Below are 16,290 nucleotides of genomic sequence, written 5' to 3' on the forward strand. Positions count from 1 at the left end.
TCAGATGCCGACCGGCATGTGGAGCAACCGGATCGTACCGACCGGCTTTCTCAGGGTCCTGAATAGACGAGAGAATCTTAAGATAGGGCCAACGCGAACGCTAATTCACGCGTCGCTTTGATAAAATTGTGCGCAAAGTTTTATCTCCGCGACATCGCCTGTCCGGATTGCGCAGGCGGCGATTTCGAGGCGGGAAAGGCGGTAGGGCAAGGTAGAACGAGAAAGGACGCGGGGGCAGTCGCCACCCGCGTCCTCAACTGTTTTCGAGACGTGAGAACGTCCGGGAGCTAGAGGCGCGACTGAACCTCGGCAGCCAGCGGGATCGATGGTTGCGCGCCGCTCTTCAGGCAGGCGAGCGAACCGGCAACGGCGGCGCGGCGCAAAGCATCCGGAAAGGCGATACCGGCATCGAGGCTGGCGGCAAGGTAGCCGCAGAAGGTGTCGCCGGCGCCGACCGTATCGACCGGCTCGATCTTAAGGCCCTTCGCCCGCACAACTTCGCCTTCGTGAACGGCAACGACGCCTTCGGCGCCGAGCGTGACAATGACGGTCTGGCCGGTTTCGGCGTGAAGCGCCTTCATCGCGCCTTCGCGCTCAGTGCTGCTGATGCCGCTCTTGCCGGCAAGCAGTTCGAACTCGGTTTCGTTGGCAATGACGATGTCGGCCATGCGGCCAAGACGGGCGGCATCCGGCGTCAGTGGCGCGATGTTGATGACCGAGCGAACACCCTTCTGCTTGGCGGCATTGAGTGCCTTTTCGACCGAAGCCGCCGGGATCTCGAGCTGCAGCATCAGCGTGTCGCCGGGCTTCATGCCGTCGACGGCCGCAACCGCATCGGCCTCGTTGACGGTCGCATTGGCGCTGGCGACGACGACGATGACGTTTTCGCCGTCACCGCCGACGAGGATGTGCGCGGTGCCGGTCGGTTCATCGACGGTCTTTGTCAGCGACAGGTCGGTGCCGGCACCCTTGAGCAGTTCGAGTGCGCCAACGGCAAAGCTGTCCTTGCCAACCGCGCCCGCCATCTGCACCGCCGCGCCGGCGCGGCGTGCTGCGAGCGCCTGATTTGCGCCCTTGCCGCCGGCGGCGGTCGAGAAGCCCGTGCCGGCAACCGTCTCGCCGGGCTTGGGAAGGCGTGCGGTGGTGGCGATCAGGTCCATGTTGATGGACCCAAAAACTGTGATCATGTGAAAAATGTCCCGTCGGATTTAAAAGTGGGCCGGAGAGTGCCCGACAGCCTCAGTCCTCGTCAACCACCCGCAGGCGCAATTGCCCGACGCGGCTGTCGACGGCGGGCCGCTGATCGTTCGTTTCGCGCGCGCCGCCCTCGGCCGAGAGTTCGAGCGCCTCGATCTTGGCGCCGCGGCGGGTGAGTTTGCCGGAGGAGACCAGGATATCCTCGACGTCCTTCTGGCTCATGGCGAAATGGCCCTGGAGCTTGCGCACGCGTTCGTCGAGCCGACCGAGATCTTCCATCAGCCTTGCGACCTCACCCTGGATCAGATGCGCCTGCTCGCGCATGCGGGCGTCCTTGAGGATCGCCTGGATCACCTGGATCGACAAAAGCAGCAAGGACGGCGAGACGATGACGATCCGCTGGCGATGCGCCTTCTGCACGATCGTTTCGAAATGCTCGTGGATATCGGCGAAGATCGATTCCGACGGCACGAAGAGGAAGGCGGTGTCCTGCGTCTCACCCGCAATCAGATACTTGCCGGCGATGTCGCGAATATGGGTCTCCATGTCACGACGAAAGAGCTGCGCGATCTGCTGGCGACGCTCCGGGGTGTCGGCGTCGCGCATCGCGTTCCAGGCTTCCAGCGGAAACTTGGCGTCGATGATGAGTGGCGGCTGGCCGTTCGGCATGCGGATGGTGCAGTCGGGTCGCGCGCCATTCGACAGCGTGGCCTGGAATTCAAAGGCGCCGATCGGCAGGCCGTCGGCGATGATGGCTTCCATGCGCGACTGGCCAAAGGCGCCGCGTGTCTGCTTGTTCGAAAGAATGGCCTGAAGTCCGGCCATGTCCTTGGCCAGCGACTGGATGTTGTTCTGGGCGTTGTCGATCACCGCCAGGCGCTCCTGCAGCCGCCTGAGGTTTTCGTGCGTCGCCTTGGTCTGCTCGGTGATCGATGCACCGATGCGGTGGGTCATGCCGTCGATGCGCTGGCTGAGCGTCTGGTTGAGTTCCGCTTGCCGTGTGCCGAACACATCCGCCATGGCAGCGATCCGGCCCTGCATCTGCGCCTGGGCGGCCAGCAGCGCCGCCATCTGCTCCTGGCGTTCCTCGTCACGGCCATCCCGACGCCGCGACAGCGCCATCAGCAGCGCCACTGCCACCATCAGGCCGACGGCGATGGCGAGATGACCGAGCGTCACGGGCAGGGTGCCGATGAAAAACAGCGGCTGGGCAAGGGGGAGGGGCGCGGGTTCCATGCACTAAACCTAACAGATTCGCGGACGATATGTAGATCAAAACAAGAACATTCGTACCGTCCGGTTAACGCCGGGCGTTGCCGGCATGGGGGCAGCGGCTGGCAAGGCAATTTTCTTGCACGCCGATGGAAAGATCGGCTATGGGAGCACCATGACGATCAAGCCGCTAATCATCCTTCCCGATCCTGTGCTTCGCCAGGTTTCCACGCCGATCGAGACCATCGACGCGGACGTCCGCCGTCTGGCCGACGACATGCTCGAAACCATGTACGATGCCCCCGGCATCGGCCTTGCCGCGATCCAGATCGGTGTCGCCCGGCGCATGCTTGTGCTCGACGTGTCGAAGGAAGGCGAGGAGAAGAGCCCGCTCGTCTTCATCAATCCGGAAATCGTGGCATCGTCCGATGCGTTTTCGGTCTATGAGGAAGGCTGCCTGTCGATCCCGGACTACTACGCCGAAGTCGAGCGCCCGGCAGCGATTACCGTCAAGCATCTCGACCGCGACGGCAAGGAGCAGGTGATCGAGGCCGAAGGCCTGCTCGCCACCTGCCTGCAGCATGAGATCGATCACCTGAACGGCGTGCTGTTCATCGACCACATCTCCAAGCTCAAGCGCGACATGGTGATCCGCAAGTTCACCAAGGCCGCCAAGACCCGCGGCGCGAAGGCGATCTGACGCCGGTCGCGACGACGGCAAAGACAAATCGCGCGAAGGGCTTGATTTGAAGCCGGGAAACCCGTTTGAAGGGGCCTGATTTCAAAAGGACGGAGTTTGCCGCCTTGTCGCTTCGCATCATCTTCATGGGCACGCCGGAATTTTCGGTACCGACGCTCGCAGCGCTGGCTGAAGCCGGCCACCAGATCGTCGCCGTCTATACGCAGCCACCACGGCCGGGCGGCCGGCGCGGGCTCGACCTGCAGAAGTCGCCGGTTCATCAGGCGGCTGAGCTGCTTGGGATCCCGGTGCTGACACCGGTCAACTTCAAGGATCAGGCCGACCGCCAGACCTTCCGCGATTTCGACGCCGATGTGGCCGTGGTCGTCGCCTATGGCCTGCTTCTGCCAGAGGCGATCCTGACTGGCACCAAGCTCGGTTGCTACAACGGCCACGCCTCGCTTTTGCCGCGCTGGCGCGGTGCCGCACCGATCCAGCGGGCGATCATGGCCGGCGATCACGAGACGGGCATGATGGTGATGAAGATGGACAAGGGGCTGGATACCGGCCCGGTGGCACTCACCACGGCTGTTGCGATCGGCGAAACCATGACGGCGGGCGAGTTGCACGACCGCCTGATGCAGGTCGGCGCGACGCTGATGAAAGAGGCGATGGCCAAGCTCGAAGCCGACGACCTGCCGCTCACGGCGCAGCCGGAAGAGGGCGTCGTCTACGCGGCGAAGATCAGCAAGGCAGAAACCCGCATCGATTTCGCTCGCAGCGCGAAGGAAGCGCACGACCATATTCGCGGGCTGTCGCCGTTCCCAGGCGCCTGGTTCGAGCTGGAGATCGCCGGAAAGCCCGAGCGGGTCAAGGTGCTGAACTCAGAACTGGCTGTCGGTACCGGTGAATCCGGTACCGTGCTCGACGACAACCTCACGGTCGCCTGCGGCGATGGCGCGGTGCGGCTCACGCGCCTGCAGCGCGCTGGTGGGAAGGCGCTCGGTGCTGCCGACTTCCGGCGCGGGACTACCGTTGTACCTGGCACGAGGATCGGCTGATGCCGCGGTTCAAGCTGACCGTCGAATATGACGGCTCTGACTACGTCGGCTGGCAGCGGCAGGACAATGGCCAATCGGTGCAGGGGGCGATCGAAAAGGCGATCCTGTCCTTGACCGGCGAAACCGTGTCGATCCGCGGTGCCGGCCGCACGGATTCGGGCGTTCACGCCAGCGGCCAGGTGATGCACGCCGATCTCACGCGAGCATGGAAACCCTACACGCTGCGCAATGCCCTGAACGCCCATCTGGGACTTGCGGGCGAGCGCGTGGCGATCCTCGAGGCCGAAGAAGTTTCGTCGGAATTCGATGCCCGTTTCTCGGCCATCCGCCGTCATTACCTCTACCGCATCATTTCACGGCCGGCGCCGCTGGCGCTCGAAGCCCGGCGCGCGTGGTGGGTGCCGAAGCCGCTCGATCATGAGGCGATGCACGAGGGTGGGCAGCGTCTCGTCGGCCATCACGACTTCACCACCTTCCGCTCTGCCCATTGCCAGGCGACGAGCCCGGTGCGCACGCTCGACCGGCTGGATGTCGCGCTCGTTGCCGGCGTCATCGAAATCCGCGCCACGGCGCAGAGCTTCCTGCACAACCAGATCCGCTCGTTTGCCGGCTCGCTGAAGCTGGTGGGTGAGGGCAAGTGGACGCCCGATGACCTGCAGACCGCACTCGAAGCGCGCGACCGCAAGGCCTGCGGCCCGGTCGCACCGCCGGACGGGCTCTATTTCCTGCAAGTGGATTACTGACTGCAGCTTGATCCCGAGGTTCAGCCCGGGATCAGGCCGAAGAAGCGCTGCAGGAGCTCGCCGATCATCATCGAGGGCAGCAGGAAAAGCGCGGTCAGCGCCGAGGCGAGCAGGGTCTGGTTGCCGGTTACCATCCGCAGCAGGCGGAAGAGCACGGCAATGCTGACGACGAGCAGCGCCAACCAGATCAGGCTCGTCAGGCCCTGGCTTCCGGGAATGGTGAGCCGGATCGCCGCCGGAACTGCCATCGCATAAGAAAGCGGCACGGAAAGCCAGTTGGTGGTGACGACAATCGGCACCACCGCTGCGGCAAAGCCGAGCGGGCGCGACAGGATGGCGATCAGCACCAGTGGCAGCAACCAGCTGACGAGATCGACGACCAGAAGCTTGAAGATGAAGCCGATGCCGATCGTCGTGCCCGCCGGCATCGCCGAGAGATAATAGAGCCGCCAGGACGCCCAGGTAACGGCAATGGCGGGAAGGCACCAGAGCATCGACGTGAAAGAGCGCCATAGGCCCGCCTCGCTGAAATCAAGCCAGCGAAAACCCTCTTCATTGCCCTGGGCCAGGAGCCAGAGGCCCCTGATATAGGCAAGCACCTCATCAAGCAGCGGCATGGCCGAACCAGCTGGAGATGAAGGTTTCGTAGATGTTCGTCAGCGTCTCGAGGTCGGCGACGGCAACACGCTCGTCGACCATATGCATGGTCTGGCCGACCAGGCCGAATTCGACCACCGGGCAATAATCCTTGATGAAACGCGCGTCCGAAGTGCCGCCGGTCGTCGACAGCTTCGGCTGCCGTCCGGTGACGGCCTCGACTGCGCCCGAAAGCGATGAGATCAGCGCATTGTTGCGCGTCAGGAAGACGTGGCTCGGGCGTTCGGCCCAGGTGATCTCGTAGCGGACCGGCGCGCGGTCCGGACGCAGGCTGCCGCTTGCGGCCGCACGGTCGAGCCGGGCGATGATCTCGGCCATCAGGCTTTCGGCCGTCCAGGTGTCGTTGAAACGGATGTTGAAGGCGGCCGTCGCCTTGGCCGGAATGACGTTGACGGCGCTGTTGCCGACATCGATCGTCGTCACTTCCAGATTGGACGGCTGGAAGCTCTCGGTGCCGTTGTCGAAGGGCGGGTCCATCAGCGCCTGCGTCAGCTGCAGGATGCCGCGCACGGGGCTGTCGGCGAGGTGCGGATAGGCCGCATGGCCCTGCACGCCGTGAACGGTGATGCGGCCGGAGAGCGAGCCGCGCCGGCCGATCTTGATCATGTCGCCGAGGTGATCAGGGTTGGTCGGCTCGCCGACGAGGCAGGCATCCCAGTGCTCGCCTTTTTCAGCGGCCCATTGCAGCAGCTTCGTGGTGCCGTTGATCGCGGGACCTTCCTCGTCACCGGTGATCAGGAAGGAGATCGAGCCTTTCGGGAGCCCATGCTTTTCGATGTGGCGGGCAACCGCGGCGACGAAGCAGGCAATGCCGCCCTTCATGTCGACGGCGCCGCGGCCGTACATCTCACCGCCGGCGATGTCGGCCGAAAACGGCCCGTGGCTCCAGGCAGCCTCGTCGCCAACCGGAACGACGTCGGTGTGTCCGGCAAACATCAGATGCGGACCTTCGCCTCCGAGCCGTGCGTAGAGGTTCTCGATATCGGGCGTGCCGACGTCCTTTGCCGTCACGCGGTCGACCGCAAAGCCGAGCGGCTTCAGCATGGTTTCCAGCGCGGAAAGCGCTCCGCCTTCGGCCGGGGTGACCGACGGGCAACGGATGAGGGTGGCGAGATTGGCGATCGGATCGGTGGGGGTCATCTAACGCTATGCCGTCTGCATGGCCACGAGGGCCTTGGGAATGGAGGTTGCTGGTTTATCCGATCGACGGCGACCTGTCACGTGAGATGGGGCGCGCACGATCGCAACCGTCACGCCGGACACAAAACGACGCCGCGCCTGGGCGGAGGCGCAGCGCCGCAGCTTCAACGGGCCGGAGTAATCCGGCCCGCCCGAAGATCGCGAAAGGAAGGAGAGGGGCTTATTCTCCAGGCGCCAGATGCGGCGCCTCGATATGGGCTCCTGCGTGCTTCAGCGGCCGCTCGCCGGCGAGCTTGCGGATCAGCACGTAGAACACCGGCGTCATGAAGATGCCGAAGGCGGTAACCCCGATCATGCCGCCAAAGACGGCGATACCCATGGCCGAGCGCATTTCCGCACCGGCGCCAGTCGACATGACCAGCGGCACGACGCCCATGATGAAGGCCATCGAGGTCATCAGGATCGGGCGAAGACGCAGCCGGCTCGCCTCGATCGCCGCCTTGACCGGCGTGCTGCCCGACAGTTCGAGCTCGCGGGCGAACTCGACGATCAGGATGGCGTTCTTCGCCGATAGCCCGACCAGCACGATGAGACCGATCTGGGTGAAGACGTTGTTGTCGCCTCCGGTCAGCCAGACGCCCACCAGGGCCGCCATGATGCCCATCGGTACGATCAGGATGATGGCGATCGGCAACGTCAGGCTTTCATACTGGGCAGCCAGCACCAGGTAGACGAGCAGCAGCGCCAGCGGGAAAACCAGGATGCCGGAGTTGCCTGCGAGGATCTGCTGGTACGTCAGGTCCGTCCACTCGTAGCCGATGCCCGGCGGCAGGGTTTCGGCGGCGATGCGCTCGATGGCAGCCTGCGCCTGGCCGGAGGAGAAGCCCGGTGCCGGGCCGCCGTTGATGTCGGCCGACAGGAAGCCGTTGTAGCGAATCGCCCGTTCGGCGCCGACCGTCTGCTCGACCTTTAAGAGCGCCGACAGCGGGATCATCTCGCCTGACTGCGAACGGACCTTCAGCTTGCCGATGTCGTCGGCATGGCTGCGATAGTTGGCATCTGCCTGCATGCGCACGCTGTAGGTGCGGCCAAACGCGTTGAAGTCGTTGACGTAGAGCGAGCCCAGATAGATCTGCAGGGTCTCGAAGACATCGGTGACGGCGACGCCGAGCTGGCGTGCTTTCACGCGGTCGAGGTCGGCATAGAGCTGCGGCACGTTGATCTGGTAGCTCGAATAGAGCCCGGCCAGTTCCGGTGCCTGGTAGGCCTTGGCGAGGAAGGCCTTGGCTGCCTCGTCGAGCGCCTGGTAGCCGAGGCCGTTCTTGTCCTCGAGCTGCAGCTTGAAACCGCCGGTCGTGCCGAGACCCTGGACGGGCGGCGGCGGGAACATGGCGATGAACGCATCCTGGATGACGCCGAATTCCTGGTTGAGCTGCATGGCGATCGCGCCGCCGGAGAGCTCAGGCGACTTGCGTTCCTCGAAGGGCTTCAAGGCGACGAAGACGATGCCGGAGTTCGACGAGTTGGTGAAGCCGTTGATCGACAGGCCGGGGAAGGCGATGGCGTTCTCGACGCCCGGGTGCTTGAGCGCGATCTCACTCATGCGCTTGATCACGTCTTCCGAGCGGTCAAGGGTGGCGGCATCGGGAAGCTGGGCAAAGCCGATCAGGTACTGCTTGTCCTGCGCCGGCACGAAGCCGCCGGGCACCGCGCGAAACAGCGTGAAGGTGACGCCGAGAAGCACGACATAGACCACCATAATCAACGACTTACGTGTCAGGATGCGGCCGACGCCGCGGCCATAGGCTTCCGAGCTTGCGCCGAAGAAGCGGTTGAAGCCACGGAAGAACCAGCCGAACAACCTATCCATCACCCGAGTCAGCCAATCCTTCGGTGCGTGGTGGTCCTTCAGGAGAAGGGCAGCCAGCGCCGGCGAGAGCGTCAGCGAGTTGAGGGCCGAGATGACGGTCGAGATCGCGATCGTCAGCGCGAACTGGCGGTAGAACTGGCCGGTGAGCCCGGTGATGAAGGCAAGCGGCACGAACACGGCGACGAGCACCAGCGCGATCGCGATGATCGGGCCCGAGACTTCCTGCATGGCGCGATAGGTCGCCTGAACAGGCGAGAGGCCCTGCTCGATGTTGCGTTCGACGTTTTCCACCACCACGATCGCGTCGTCGACGACGATGCCGATCGCCAGCACCAGGCCGAAGAGGCTGAGCGCGTTGATCGAGAAGCCGAAGACATACATGACCGCGAAGGTGCCGACGATCGAGACCGGAACGGCGACGAGCGGGATGATCGAGGCGCGCCAGGTCTGCAGGAAGATGATGACGACGAGCACGACCAGCGCGATCGCTTCGAGCAGCGTGTCGACGACCGATTCGATCGAAGCGCGCACGAACTGGGTGGTGTCGTAGACGATGCTGTAGTCGACGCCATCAGGCATGGTGAGCTTCATCTCGGCCATGGCCTTGCGTACGTCGTCGGAAATCTGGATCGCGTTCGAGCCAGGGGCCTGGAAGACTGCCATGCCGACGGCCGGCTTGTTGTCGAGCAGCGAGCGCAGCGAATAATCGGAGGCACCCATTTCGACGCGGGCGACGTCGCCGAGGCGGGTCACTTCACCTTGAGCGCCGGATTTGACGACGATGTTCTCGAAGTCCTCAGGCGTCTGCAGGCGGCCCTGAGCGTTGACGGAAAGCTGCAGGTCAAGACCAGGGACGGAGGGCGAGGCGCCGATGACGCCGGCTGCCGCCTGGACGTTCTGGCCGCGTACCGCATTGGCGATGTCGCCTGCGGCAAGGCCGCGCTCGGCTGCCTTTTGCGGGTCGATCCAGATGCGCATCGAATAGTCGCCGCCGCCGAAGATCTGCACCTGGCCGACACCTTCGATACGGGCCAGCCGATCCTTGACGTTCAGCACACCGTAGTTGCGCAGATAGTTGATGTCGTACTGGCCATTCGGCGACAGCAGGTGCACGACCATCGTCAGGTCGGGCGAGCTCTTGACCGTGGTGACGCCAAGGCGGCGCACCTCCTCGGGCAGCCGCGGCTCGGCCTGCGAGACACGGTTCTGCACGAGCTGCTGGGCCTGGTCCGGGTCGGTCCCGAGCGCGAAGGTGACGGTCAGCGTCATCAGGCCGTCGGCGGTCGCCTGGCTCTGCATGTAGAGCATGTCTTCGACGCCGTTGATCTGTTCTTCGAGCGGTGTCGCCACCGTTTCTGCGATGACGGCCGGGTTGGCGCCCGGATACTGCGCGCGCACGACGATCTGCGGCGGGACGACTTCCGGATACTCGGAGATCGGCAGACCGGTCATGCCGATCAGGCCGGCCACGAAGATCAGGACCGACAATACGCCCGCGAAGACCGGGCGGTCGACGAAGAAGCGTGAGAAGTTCATGGTATCCCCCTTGGGACGTTTCGGGCAGACCTCGGGCATGGCGCGGCGAAATCCTCGCCGCGCGTCGCTGTCTGCTGAGTGATGCCTTGGCTGCTGGCCCCTTCGCAGCTGGCGAAGGGGGAGCCCGGATTACTTGGCGATCGAGGCGGTCGTTTCCTCGACCTGCTGCGGCGCCACGACGACGCCGGGGCGGACCCGCTGCAGGCCGTTGACGACGATGTTCTCGCCCGTCTTCAGGCCGCTCTCGACAATGCGCAGACCGTCGGAATTCGGTCCGAGCTTCACCTGGCGATATTCGACCTTGTTGTCGGTGCCGACGACGAAGACGAACTTCTTGTCCTGGTCGGAACCGATCGCACGGTCGCTGATCACCAGCTTTTCTTCCGGGTCCGGCTCGCCGATGCGGATGCGGACGAACTGGCCCGGGATCAGCTTGCCGTCGGCGTTTTCAAGTGCCGCACGTACCCGGATCGTGCCGGTTGCCGCATCCACCTCGTTGTTGATGAGCTGGATATGGCCTGATATCGGGGTTCCCTCGTCGGCGGCGGTGCCGACCTGGACCGGAATGCGTTCGATGGCGCTGCCACCGGCCGAGGCTGCCAGTTTCGCAAGCGCAGTGGTGACCACCTCTTCGCTGGCGTTGAAGCTCGCATAGATCGGATCGACCGAGACGAGCGTCGTCAGCACCGGCGAGGCCGATCCGGCGGCAACGAGGTTACCGGCGGTGACATCGAGGCGGCCGACGCGGCCGGAGATCGGTGCCCGTACCTCGGTATATTGCAGGTCGAGTTCGGCCGTCCGCAGCGCCGCCTTGGCCGAGCGCACTTCGGCTTGCGCCTCGTCATAGGCGCTGGCGCGCTGGTCGACGCTGCTCTGCGGCACGGCGCTGGTGGTCACCAGCTTGCGGCCACGGTCGAGCTCGATCTTGGCAAGTGCCACACGCGCCTCGGCTGCGGAAACCTGCGCCTTTGCCCGCTCGACGGCGGCCGCATAGGGTTCCGGATCGATCGTCACCAGCAGGTCACCTTGGCTGACGAGCGCGCCTTCGCGGAAATGCGCCTTCAGCACCGCGCCACCGACGCGCGGGCGAACCTCCACGCGCTCGATGGCTTCGAGCCGACCGGAGAATTCCTCCCAGGTGGTGATGCGCTTGGACTGGGCCCGTGCCACCGAAACCGGGACGGCCGGCGGCGGGGCGGTTGCGGCATCGGTTGCGGCATCCGCCTCGAAGTGCTGCGGCACGCCGAACATGACGGCAGCGCCACCGGCGACGGACAAAAGGATAGTCAGGCCGGCGCCCCAGAGGGCCCGACGGGTCACTGTCGATGTCATTTTTCTCTCCTTGCCGGTTGGGAGCCGGCGCTTTGCTTTGGATGTCAGATCGGGGAAGGGGCTGGGTGACCGCTGCCCGCGTCTAACGCACCGTCATTTCCGCCGGTTTCGCCCCCGCCTTCTGGAAGAAACGGGAGAAGATGCCGGTAATCTCTTCCTGCTGAGGCGCCCAGCCGTCGTTGGAAACCGTGTTCTGCGGCAACCATCCAGCTCGCCCGGGCAGGACATGGGATTCGACTGCCACACCTGCCTGACGCAGGCGCTCGGCATAAGCTTCGGTCTCGTCGCGCATCGGACACTCTTCGCTGGTCAGGATCAGCGAAGGCACGAGACCGGCAAGCCGCGTGCAATGGGCTGGCGCTGCATAGGGGTGGGTGAAGCCCCCGCCTTCGCCGAGATAGCGATGCCAGCCGTCGGCGATCGATTGCGCCGAGGACTGCGGACAGTATCGCCGGAACGATGCCGTCGCCAGGCACGGATCCAGCATCGGCGACAGCAGGATCTGGCCCTTGAGGTCGGTCAAATACTGATCACGCGCCATCAACGCTGCCCCGGCGGCAACATTGCCGCCCGCCTCTTCACCGGCGACGAACAGCGCGGACTTCTTGTGCGCGAACTGAGGGCAGCGCGAACGCATCGACGACAACATGGCATAGGCAACGTCAAGCGCTGCGGGAAATGGATTGAGGCAGGCGGCCGAATATTCCGGCGAGATCACCACCGCTCCGGCTGCAGCCAGCGCCTCGGCGACACGTTCGCCGGCGGCGATCGTTCCGCCCATGAAGGAACCGCCATGCAGGTGCAGCACGACCGGCGGTGGATTGAGCAAAGCGTCGCCGCGGTAGACGCGTGCCGTGCACGAGCCTTGGCCCGCTTGCATCGTCTCCACCTTGAACTGTTCACCCATCTCTCTTGCCTTAGGCCCGAGCCCAACCCACATGTGGCGACAACAGGCCACGATAGGAGAATAACATTATCTTCTGTCTGGAATAGTCTTTTCAATCTGACTACACTATTCGTATTCTCGAACAATTACGGCTCTTGAAAATGGACCAGCTCACGGCCATGCGCGCGTTCCTCCGCGTCGTCGAAACCGGAAATTTCACCCGTGCCTCCGCTTCTTTGAGTATGCCCAAGGCGACGCTGACCAACCTCATTCAGGGATTGGAAGCGCACCTGCGCACCAAACTTCTCAACCGGACCACGCGCCGCGTGCTGGTGACGCCCGATGGCGCGCTCTACTATGAGCGGGCCGCGCGGCTGCTTTCGGATCTCGACGAGCTCGACGGCAGCTTGTCGACGGCGCAGAGCTTGCCGAAAGGGCGGCTGCGCGTCGAAACGGTGGGCGCCTTCGCCAATCTCATCATCATTCCGGCGCTTCCCGAGTTTCACAAAAAATATCCCGATATCCAGATCGACCTCGGCGTTTCCGATCGCACGGTCGACTACCTCGCGGAAAATGTCGACTGCGCCATCCGCGCCGGCGCGCTCAGCGATCAGTCCCTGATTGCCCGGCGCATTACCGAGATGAAGTTCGTCTCCTGCGCCTCGGCGGACTTTCTCAAGCACCATCCGGCGCCGCAGCATCCCTCCGATCTCGGCAAGACTTGCGCCGTTGTCGGCTATTTCATGCCGAAGAACGGTCAACAGATGTCCTTCCAGTTCCGTCGCGGCAACGAGGAGATCGAAGTCCATGCCCGCTACAGCGTCGCGGCCAATGAATCGACCAGCTATCTTGCCGCCGCACGTGCCGGCCTCGGTGTCATCCAGGTGCCGCTCTTCATGGTGCGTGACGACCTGCGCAACGGCACGATGGTCCCGGTGCTGACAGACTGGCAGGTCGATCCGGAGCCCATCTACCTCGTCTATCCGCCCAACCGGCACTTGAGCAGCCGGCTGCGCGTCTTTGCGGACTGGGTGGTGAAGGTGATCGCCCAATCGCAGCTCGACACGGCGTGAGCCTCATTTCCTGCACTCGGCATCGTAACGCTCGCGCGCCGCGTCCAGCGTGCCGAAATGCGTTTCCGCCCAGCGGTCGAGTACGAGCAGGGTTTCGCTGAGCGAGCGGCCGACCGGGCTCAGGCTGTATTCGACATGCGGCGGCACGGTCTTCATGTCCTTTCGAATGACGAGGCCGTTGCGCTCCAGCTCCTTCAGCGTCTGCGTCAGCATCTTCTGCGAGATGTCACCGAGCCGACGCATCAGCGCCGCGTTGCGCATCGGCCCCTCTTCGAGCGCCGAGATGATCAGCATCGGCCATTTGCCGGCGATCAATTCAAGCGCGTGCCGCGACGAGCACGTCGGGTCGAAGACGTCTGGGATCGAGGTTGCCGGTTCCGAGCTGTCCGGATTTTTCATAGTTACCAAAAGGTGCGTAATTGCTATCTGGTGCCTATGCTACCAGCTTGTGAGCCATGTGAGAATTGTGAATGGAGACGAACATGGCATGGATCATTCTGATCGCGGCAAGCCTCGTCGAGATCGTCATGGGGCTCGCTTTGAAATACGCGGAAGGCTGGACGAAACTGGTGCCGAGCGTCATCGGCATCGCTGCGGCACTCGGCAGCGTCTATCTGCTGACGATCGCGATGCGTGACCTGCCGGCCGGCACGGCTTACGCCGCCTGGACCGGCATCGGCTCGGTCGGAATCACCGTGCTCGGCATCGTGCTCTTTGGCGATCCGTTGTCCTTCATGCGCATCGCCTGCATCGCGATGATCGTCGTTGCCGTTGCCGGTCTGCGCTTCCTGGAAGCCTGAACGGGACATCTCTCAAATCGCGAAGAAAAAAAAGCGCCGCGATCGGATCGCGGCGCTTCTCTATGGGTGGGGCAAGGTGCCTGCGTCGGGCTTAGCCCTGGCGGTTCTTCGCGTTGCCCTTGGATTTCGCCTTCGGCTTGAAGCCGCCGTCCTTGCCGGCGTCCGTCTTGCCCTTCTTCTTGTTGCTCCAGGGCTTGTCGGCGCCCTTTGCTGGCGGCCGGTCCTCGGTATAGGCCGGGCCGTCGGAGTAGCCGGCCTTCTTTTCGAACTTCCGCTTCGGCTTGAAGTCGCCACGATCATCGCCACGGGCGGCATCGTCGGAATAGGGGCGCTTCTTGGAAAAGCCCGGCTTATCCTTCGAGAAGTGCGGCTTGTCCTTGGCGAAGCTTGGCCTTTCCTGCCGCTGCTGGCTGAGGTCCGGCGCGCTGGCGAGCGGCTTCACGCGGATGCCTTTCTCCAGCATCTTGTCCTTGCCGATGGCCGACAGAAAACGCTCGGCGCCCTCGGCCGTCATCTCGACGAAGGTTTCTTCCTGCTGCATGCGGATCGCGCCGATGTCGCGTTTGGTCAGCTTGCCGTGGCGGCAGAGCATCGGGATCAACCAGCGCGGTTCGGCGCTCTGCTTGCGGCCGACCGAAAGCGAGAACCATCTGCCGTCGCTGAAATCCGCGCGCTCGGCGCCGAAATCTTCGCGCGGTCCGCGTTCTTCGCGGCGCGGCTTGGCACGGTTATCGCCGACGGCAACCTCGATCAGGTCTTCCGGAGCCGAGCGGCCCGAACGGAACTGGCGCACGAAGGCGGCGGCCATCTGTTCGGCGCCGTGGCGTTCGAGAAGGGCCGCAACGATCGCCTGCTCGTCCTCGCGGATCGGCTCGGCGAAGCTCGTGTCGGCAAGCAGGCGCTCGTCGTCACGCTGGCTGACCTCGTCGGCCGACGGTGGCCGCGCCCAGGTCGCCGTGATCCGGCCGCCGTCGAGCAGCCGCTCGGCCTTGCGCCGCTGGTTGACCGGCACGATCAAGGCGCTGACGCCCTTCTGACCGGCGCGCCCGGTGCGGCCGCTGCGGTGAAGCAGCGTCTCCGAGTTGGTCGGCAGATCCGCGTGAATGACGAGCTCCAGGCCCGGAAGGTCGATGCCACGGGCGGCAACGTCAGTGGCGATGCAGACGCGGGCGCGGCCGTCACGCATGGCCTGCAGCGCATGGGTACGCTCGTTCTGGCTGAGCTCGCCGGAAAGCGCCACCACCGAGAAGCCGCGATTGTTGAAGCGGGCCGTCAGATGGTTGACGGCCGCCCGGGTCGAACAGAAGACGATGGCGTTGCGCGCTTCATAGTAGCGCAGCACGTTGATGATCGCGTTTTCGCGATCGTTCGGCGCAACCGTCAGCGCGCGATACTCGATATCGACATGCTGCTTCTGTTCCGAAGCGGTGCTGATACGCACGGCGTCGCGCTGGTAGCTCTTGGCGAGCGTCGCGATCGACTTCGGCACTGTGGCCGAGAACATCAGCGTGCGGCGGTCGTCGGGGGATTCCTCGAGAATGAACTCGAGGTCCTCGCGAAAGCCGAGGTCGAGCATCTCATCGGCCTCGTCAAGCACGATGGCGCGCAGCGACGAAATGTCGAGCGAGTTGCGGCGGATATGGTCGCAGAGACGGCCGGGCGTGCCGACGACGATGTGGGCGCCGCGCTCAAGCGCCCGCTTCTCGGTGCGCATGTCCATGCCGCCGACACAGGACGCGATCGTCGCGCCGGTCTCGCCATAGAGCCACTCGAGCTCGCGCTTGACCTGCAGCGCCAGTTCGCGGGTCGGCGCGATGGCGAGCGCCAGCGGCGCGCCGGCGGGACCGAAGCGGCGTTCGTCGCCAAGCAATGTCGGCGCCAGCGCCAGTCCGAAGGCAACCGTCTTGCCGGAACCGGTCTGCGCCGAGACCAGCGCATCCTTGCCCGCAAGCTCCGGGTCGCGCATCGCCTTTTGAACCGGCGTCAATTCGTTGTAACCGCGTTTTGCCAACGCCTCGGCGATCGCAGGCGCGATCCCTTCGAACTCAGTCATATCTTGTCTTTCGGATTTCGGTCGTCGTGCCCGGGACGATAGGATCGTCAC

Annotated in this window: 14 protein-coding genes; 5 read left to right on the top strand and 9 right to left on the bottom strand. The window is 64.3% G+C overall.

Annotated elements, in window-relative coordinates; translation table 11 throughout:
• Nucleotides 1-287: 287 nt before the first annotated feature.
• Nucleotides 288-1,187 carry a ribokinase gene (locus MKZ91_RS22175; protein ID WP_336173198.1) on the bottom strand — a complete coding sequence of 300 codons (900 nt, stop codon included), beginning with the start codon at nucleotides 1,185-1,187 and terminating at the stop codon, nucleotides 288-290.
• A gap of 52 nt (nucleotides 1,188-1,239) precedes the next feature.
• Nucleotides 1,240-2,433, bottom strand: coding sequence for a DNA recombination protein RmuC (locus MKZ91_RS22180; protein WP_336173199.1), 1,194 nt, complete (start codon nucleotides 2,431-2,433; stop codon nucleotides 1,240-1,242).
• 151 nt (nucleotides 2,434-2,584) lie between these two features.
• Here MKZ91_RS22180 and def point away from each other — a divergent pair, with 151 nt between their 5' ends.
• The 3 genes from def (at nucleotide 2,585) to truA (ending at nucleotide 4,892) form a co-directional block, all read left to right on the top strand.
• Nucleotides 2,585-3,109 carry a peptide deformylase gene (def, locus tag MKZ91_RS22185; protein ID WP_336173200.1) on the top strand — a complete coding sequence of 175 codons (525 nt, stop codon included), beginning with the start codon at nucleotides 2,585-2,587 and terminating at the stop codon, nucleotides 3,107-3,109.
• A 104-nt stretch (nucleotides 3,110-3,213) separates the two neighbouring features.
• Nucleotides 3,214-4,149, top strand: coding sequence for a methionyl-tRNA formyltransferase (fmt, locus tag MKZ91_RS22190; RefSeq protein WP_336173201.1), 936 nt, complete (start codon nucleotides 3,214-3,216; stop codon nucleotides 4,147-4,149).
• Nucleotides 4,149-4,892 (top strand): tRNA pseudouridine(38-40) synthase TruA, encoded by a 744-nt coding sequence (gene truA, locus MKZ91_RS22195; protein WP_336173202.1) that lies wholly within the window; start codon nucleotides 4,149-4,151, stop codon nucleotides 4,890-4,892. Before fmt ends, truA begins: the two co-directional genes overlap by 1 nt.
• 20 nt (nucleotides 4,893-4,912) lie before the next feature.
• On the opposite strand, the gene MKZ91_RS22200 is transcribed toward truA, so the two are convergent.
• The 5 genes from MKZ91_RS22200 to MKZ91_RS22220 form a co-directional block, all read right to left on the bottom strand.
• Entirely contained in the window at nucleotides 4,913-5,509 is a 597-nt protein-coding gene (locus MKZ91_RS22200) for a hypothetical protein (RefSeq protein ID WP_336173203.1), read from the bottom strand.
• Nucleotides 5,496-6,689 carry a succinyl-diaminopimelate desuccinylase gene (gene dapE, locus MKZ91_RS22205; RefSeq protein ID WP_336173204.1) on the bottom strand — a complete coding sequence of 398 codons (1,194 nt, stop codon included), beginning with the start codon at nucleotides 6,687-6,689 and terminating at the stop codon, nucleotides 5,496-5,498. Before dapE ends, MKZ91_RS22200 begins: the two co-directional genes overlap by 14 nt.
• 220 nt (nucleotides 6,690-6,909) lie before the next feature.
• Complete coding sequence (locus tag MKZ91_RS22210; RefSeq protein ID WP_336173205.1) at nucleotides 6,910-10,095, bottom strand: efflux RND transporter permease subunit; 3,186 nt, start codon at nucleotides 10,093-10,095, stop codon at nucleotides 6,910-6,912.
• Nucleotides 10,096-10,224: 129 nt separating this feature from the next.
• Entirely contained in the window at nucleotides 10,225-11,427 is a 1,203-nt protein-coding gene (locus MKZ91_RS22215; protein WP_336173206.1) for an efflux RND transporter periplasmic adaptor subunit, read from the bottom strand.
• A gap of 82 nt (nucleotides 11,428-11,509) precedes the next feature.
• Nucleotides 11,510-12,334 (bottom strand): alpha/beta hydrolase fold domain-containing protein, encoded by an 825-nt coding sequence (locus tag MKZ91_RS22220; RefSeq protein ID WP_336173207.1) that lies wholly within the window; start codon nucleotides 12,332-12,334, stop codon nucleotides 11,510-11,512.
• A 140-nt stretch (nucleotides 12,335-12,474) separates the two neighbouring features.
• On the opposite strand from MKZ91_RS22220, the gene MKZ91_RS22225 reads away from it, so the two are divergent.
• Nucleotides 12,475-13,386, top strand: a complete 912-nt coding sequence (locus MKZ91_RS22225) for a LysR family transcriptional regulator (protein ID WP_336173208.1) — start codon at nucleotides 12,475-12,477, stop codon at nucleotides 13,384-13,386.
• Between the two features lie 3 nt (nucleotides 13,387-13,389).
• Here MKZ91_RS22225 and MKZ91_RS22230 read toward each other — a convergent pair whose 3' ends face one another.
• Entirely contained in the window at nucleotides 13,390-13,785 is a 396-nt protein-coding gene (locus tag MKZ91_RS22230) for a winged helix-turn-helix transcriptional regulator (RefSeq protein ID WP_336173209.1), read from the bottom strand.
• Between the two features lie 83 nt (nucleotides 13,786-13,868).
• Here MKZ91_RS22230 and MKZ91_RS22235 point away from each other — a divergent pair, with 83 nt between their 5' ends.
• Nucleotides 13,869-14,186 carry a DMT family transporter gene (locus MKZ91_RS22235; protein ID WP_336173210.1) on the top strand — a complete coding sequence of 106 codons (318 nt, stop codon included), beginning with the start codon at nucleotides 13,869-13,871 and terminating at the stop codon, nucleotides 14,184-14,186.
• Between the two features lie 91 nt (nucleotides 14,187-14,277).
• On the opposite strand, the gene MKZ91_RS22240 is transcribed toward MKZ91_RS22235, so the two are convergent.
• On the bottom strand, nucleotides 14,278-16,239 hold the full coding sequence (locus MKZ91_RS22240) for a DEAD/DEAH box helicase (protein ID WP_336173211.1): 1,962 nt from the start codon (nucleotides 16,237-16,239) through the stop codon (nucleotides 14,278-14,280).
• Nucleotides 16,240-16,290: the final 51 nt, after the last annotated feature.

This window comes from Ensifer sp. MJa1 (assembly GCF_037026475.1).
GTDB lineage: Bacteria > Pseudomonadota > Alphaproteobacteria > Rhizobiales > Rhizobiaceae > Ensifer.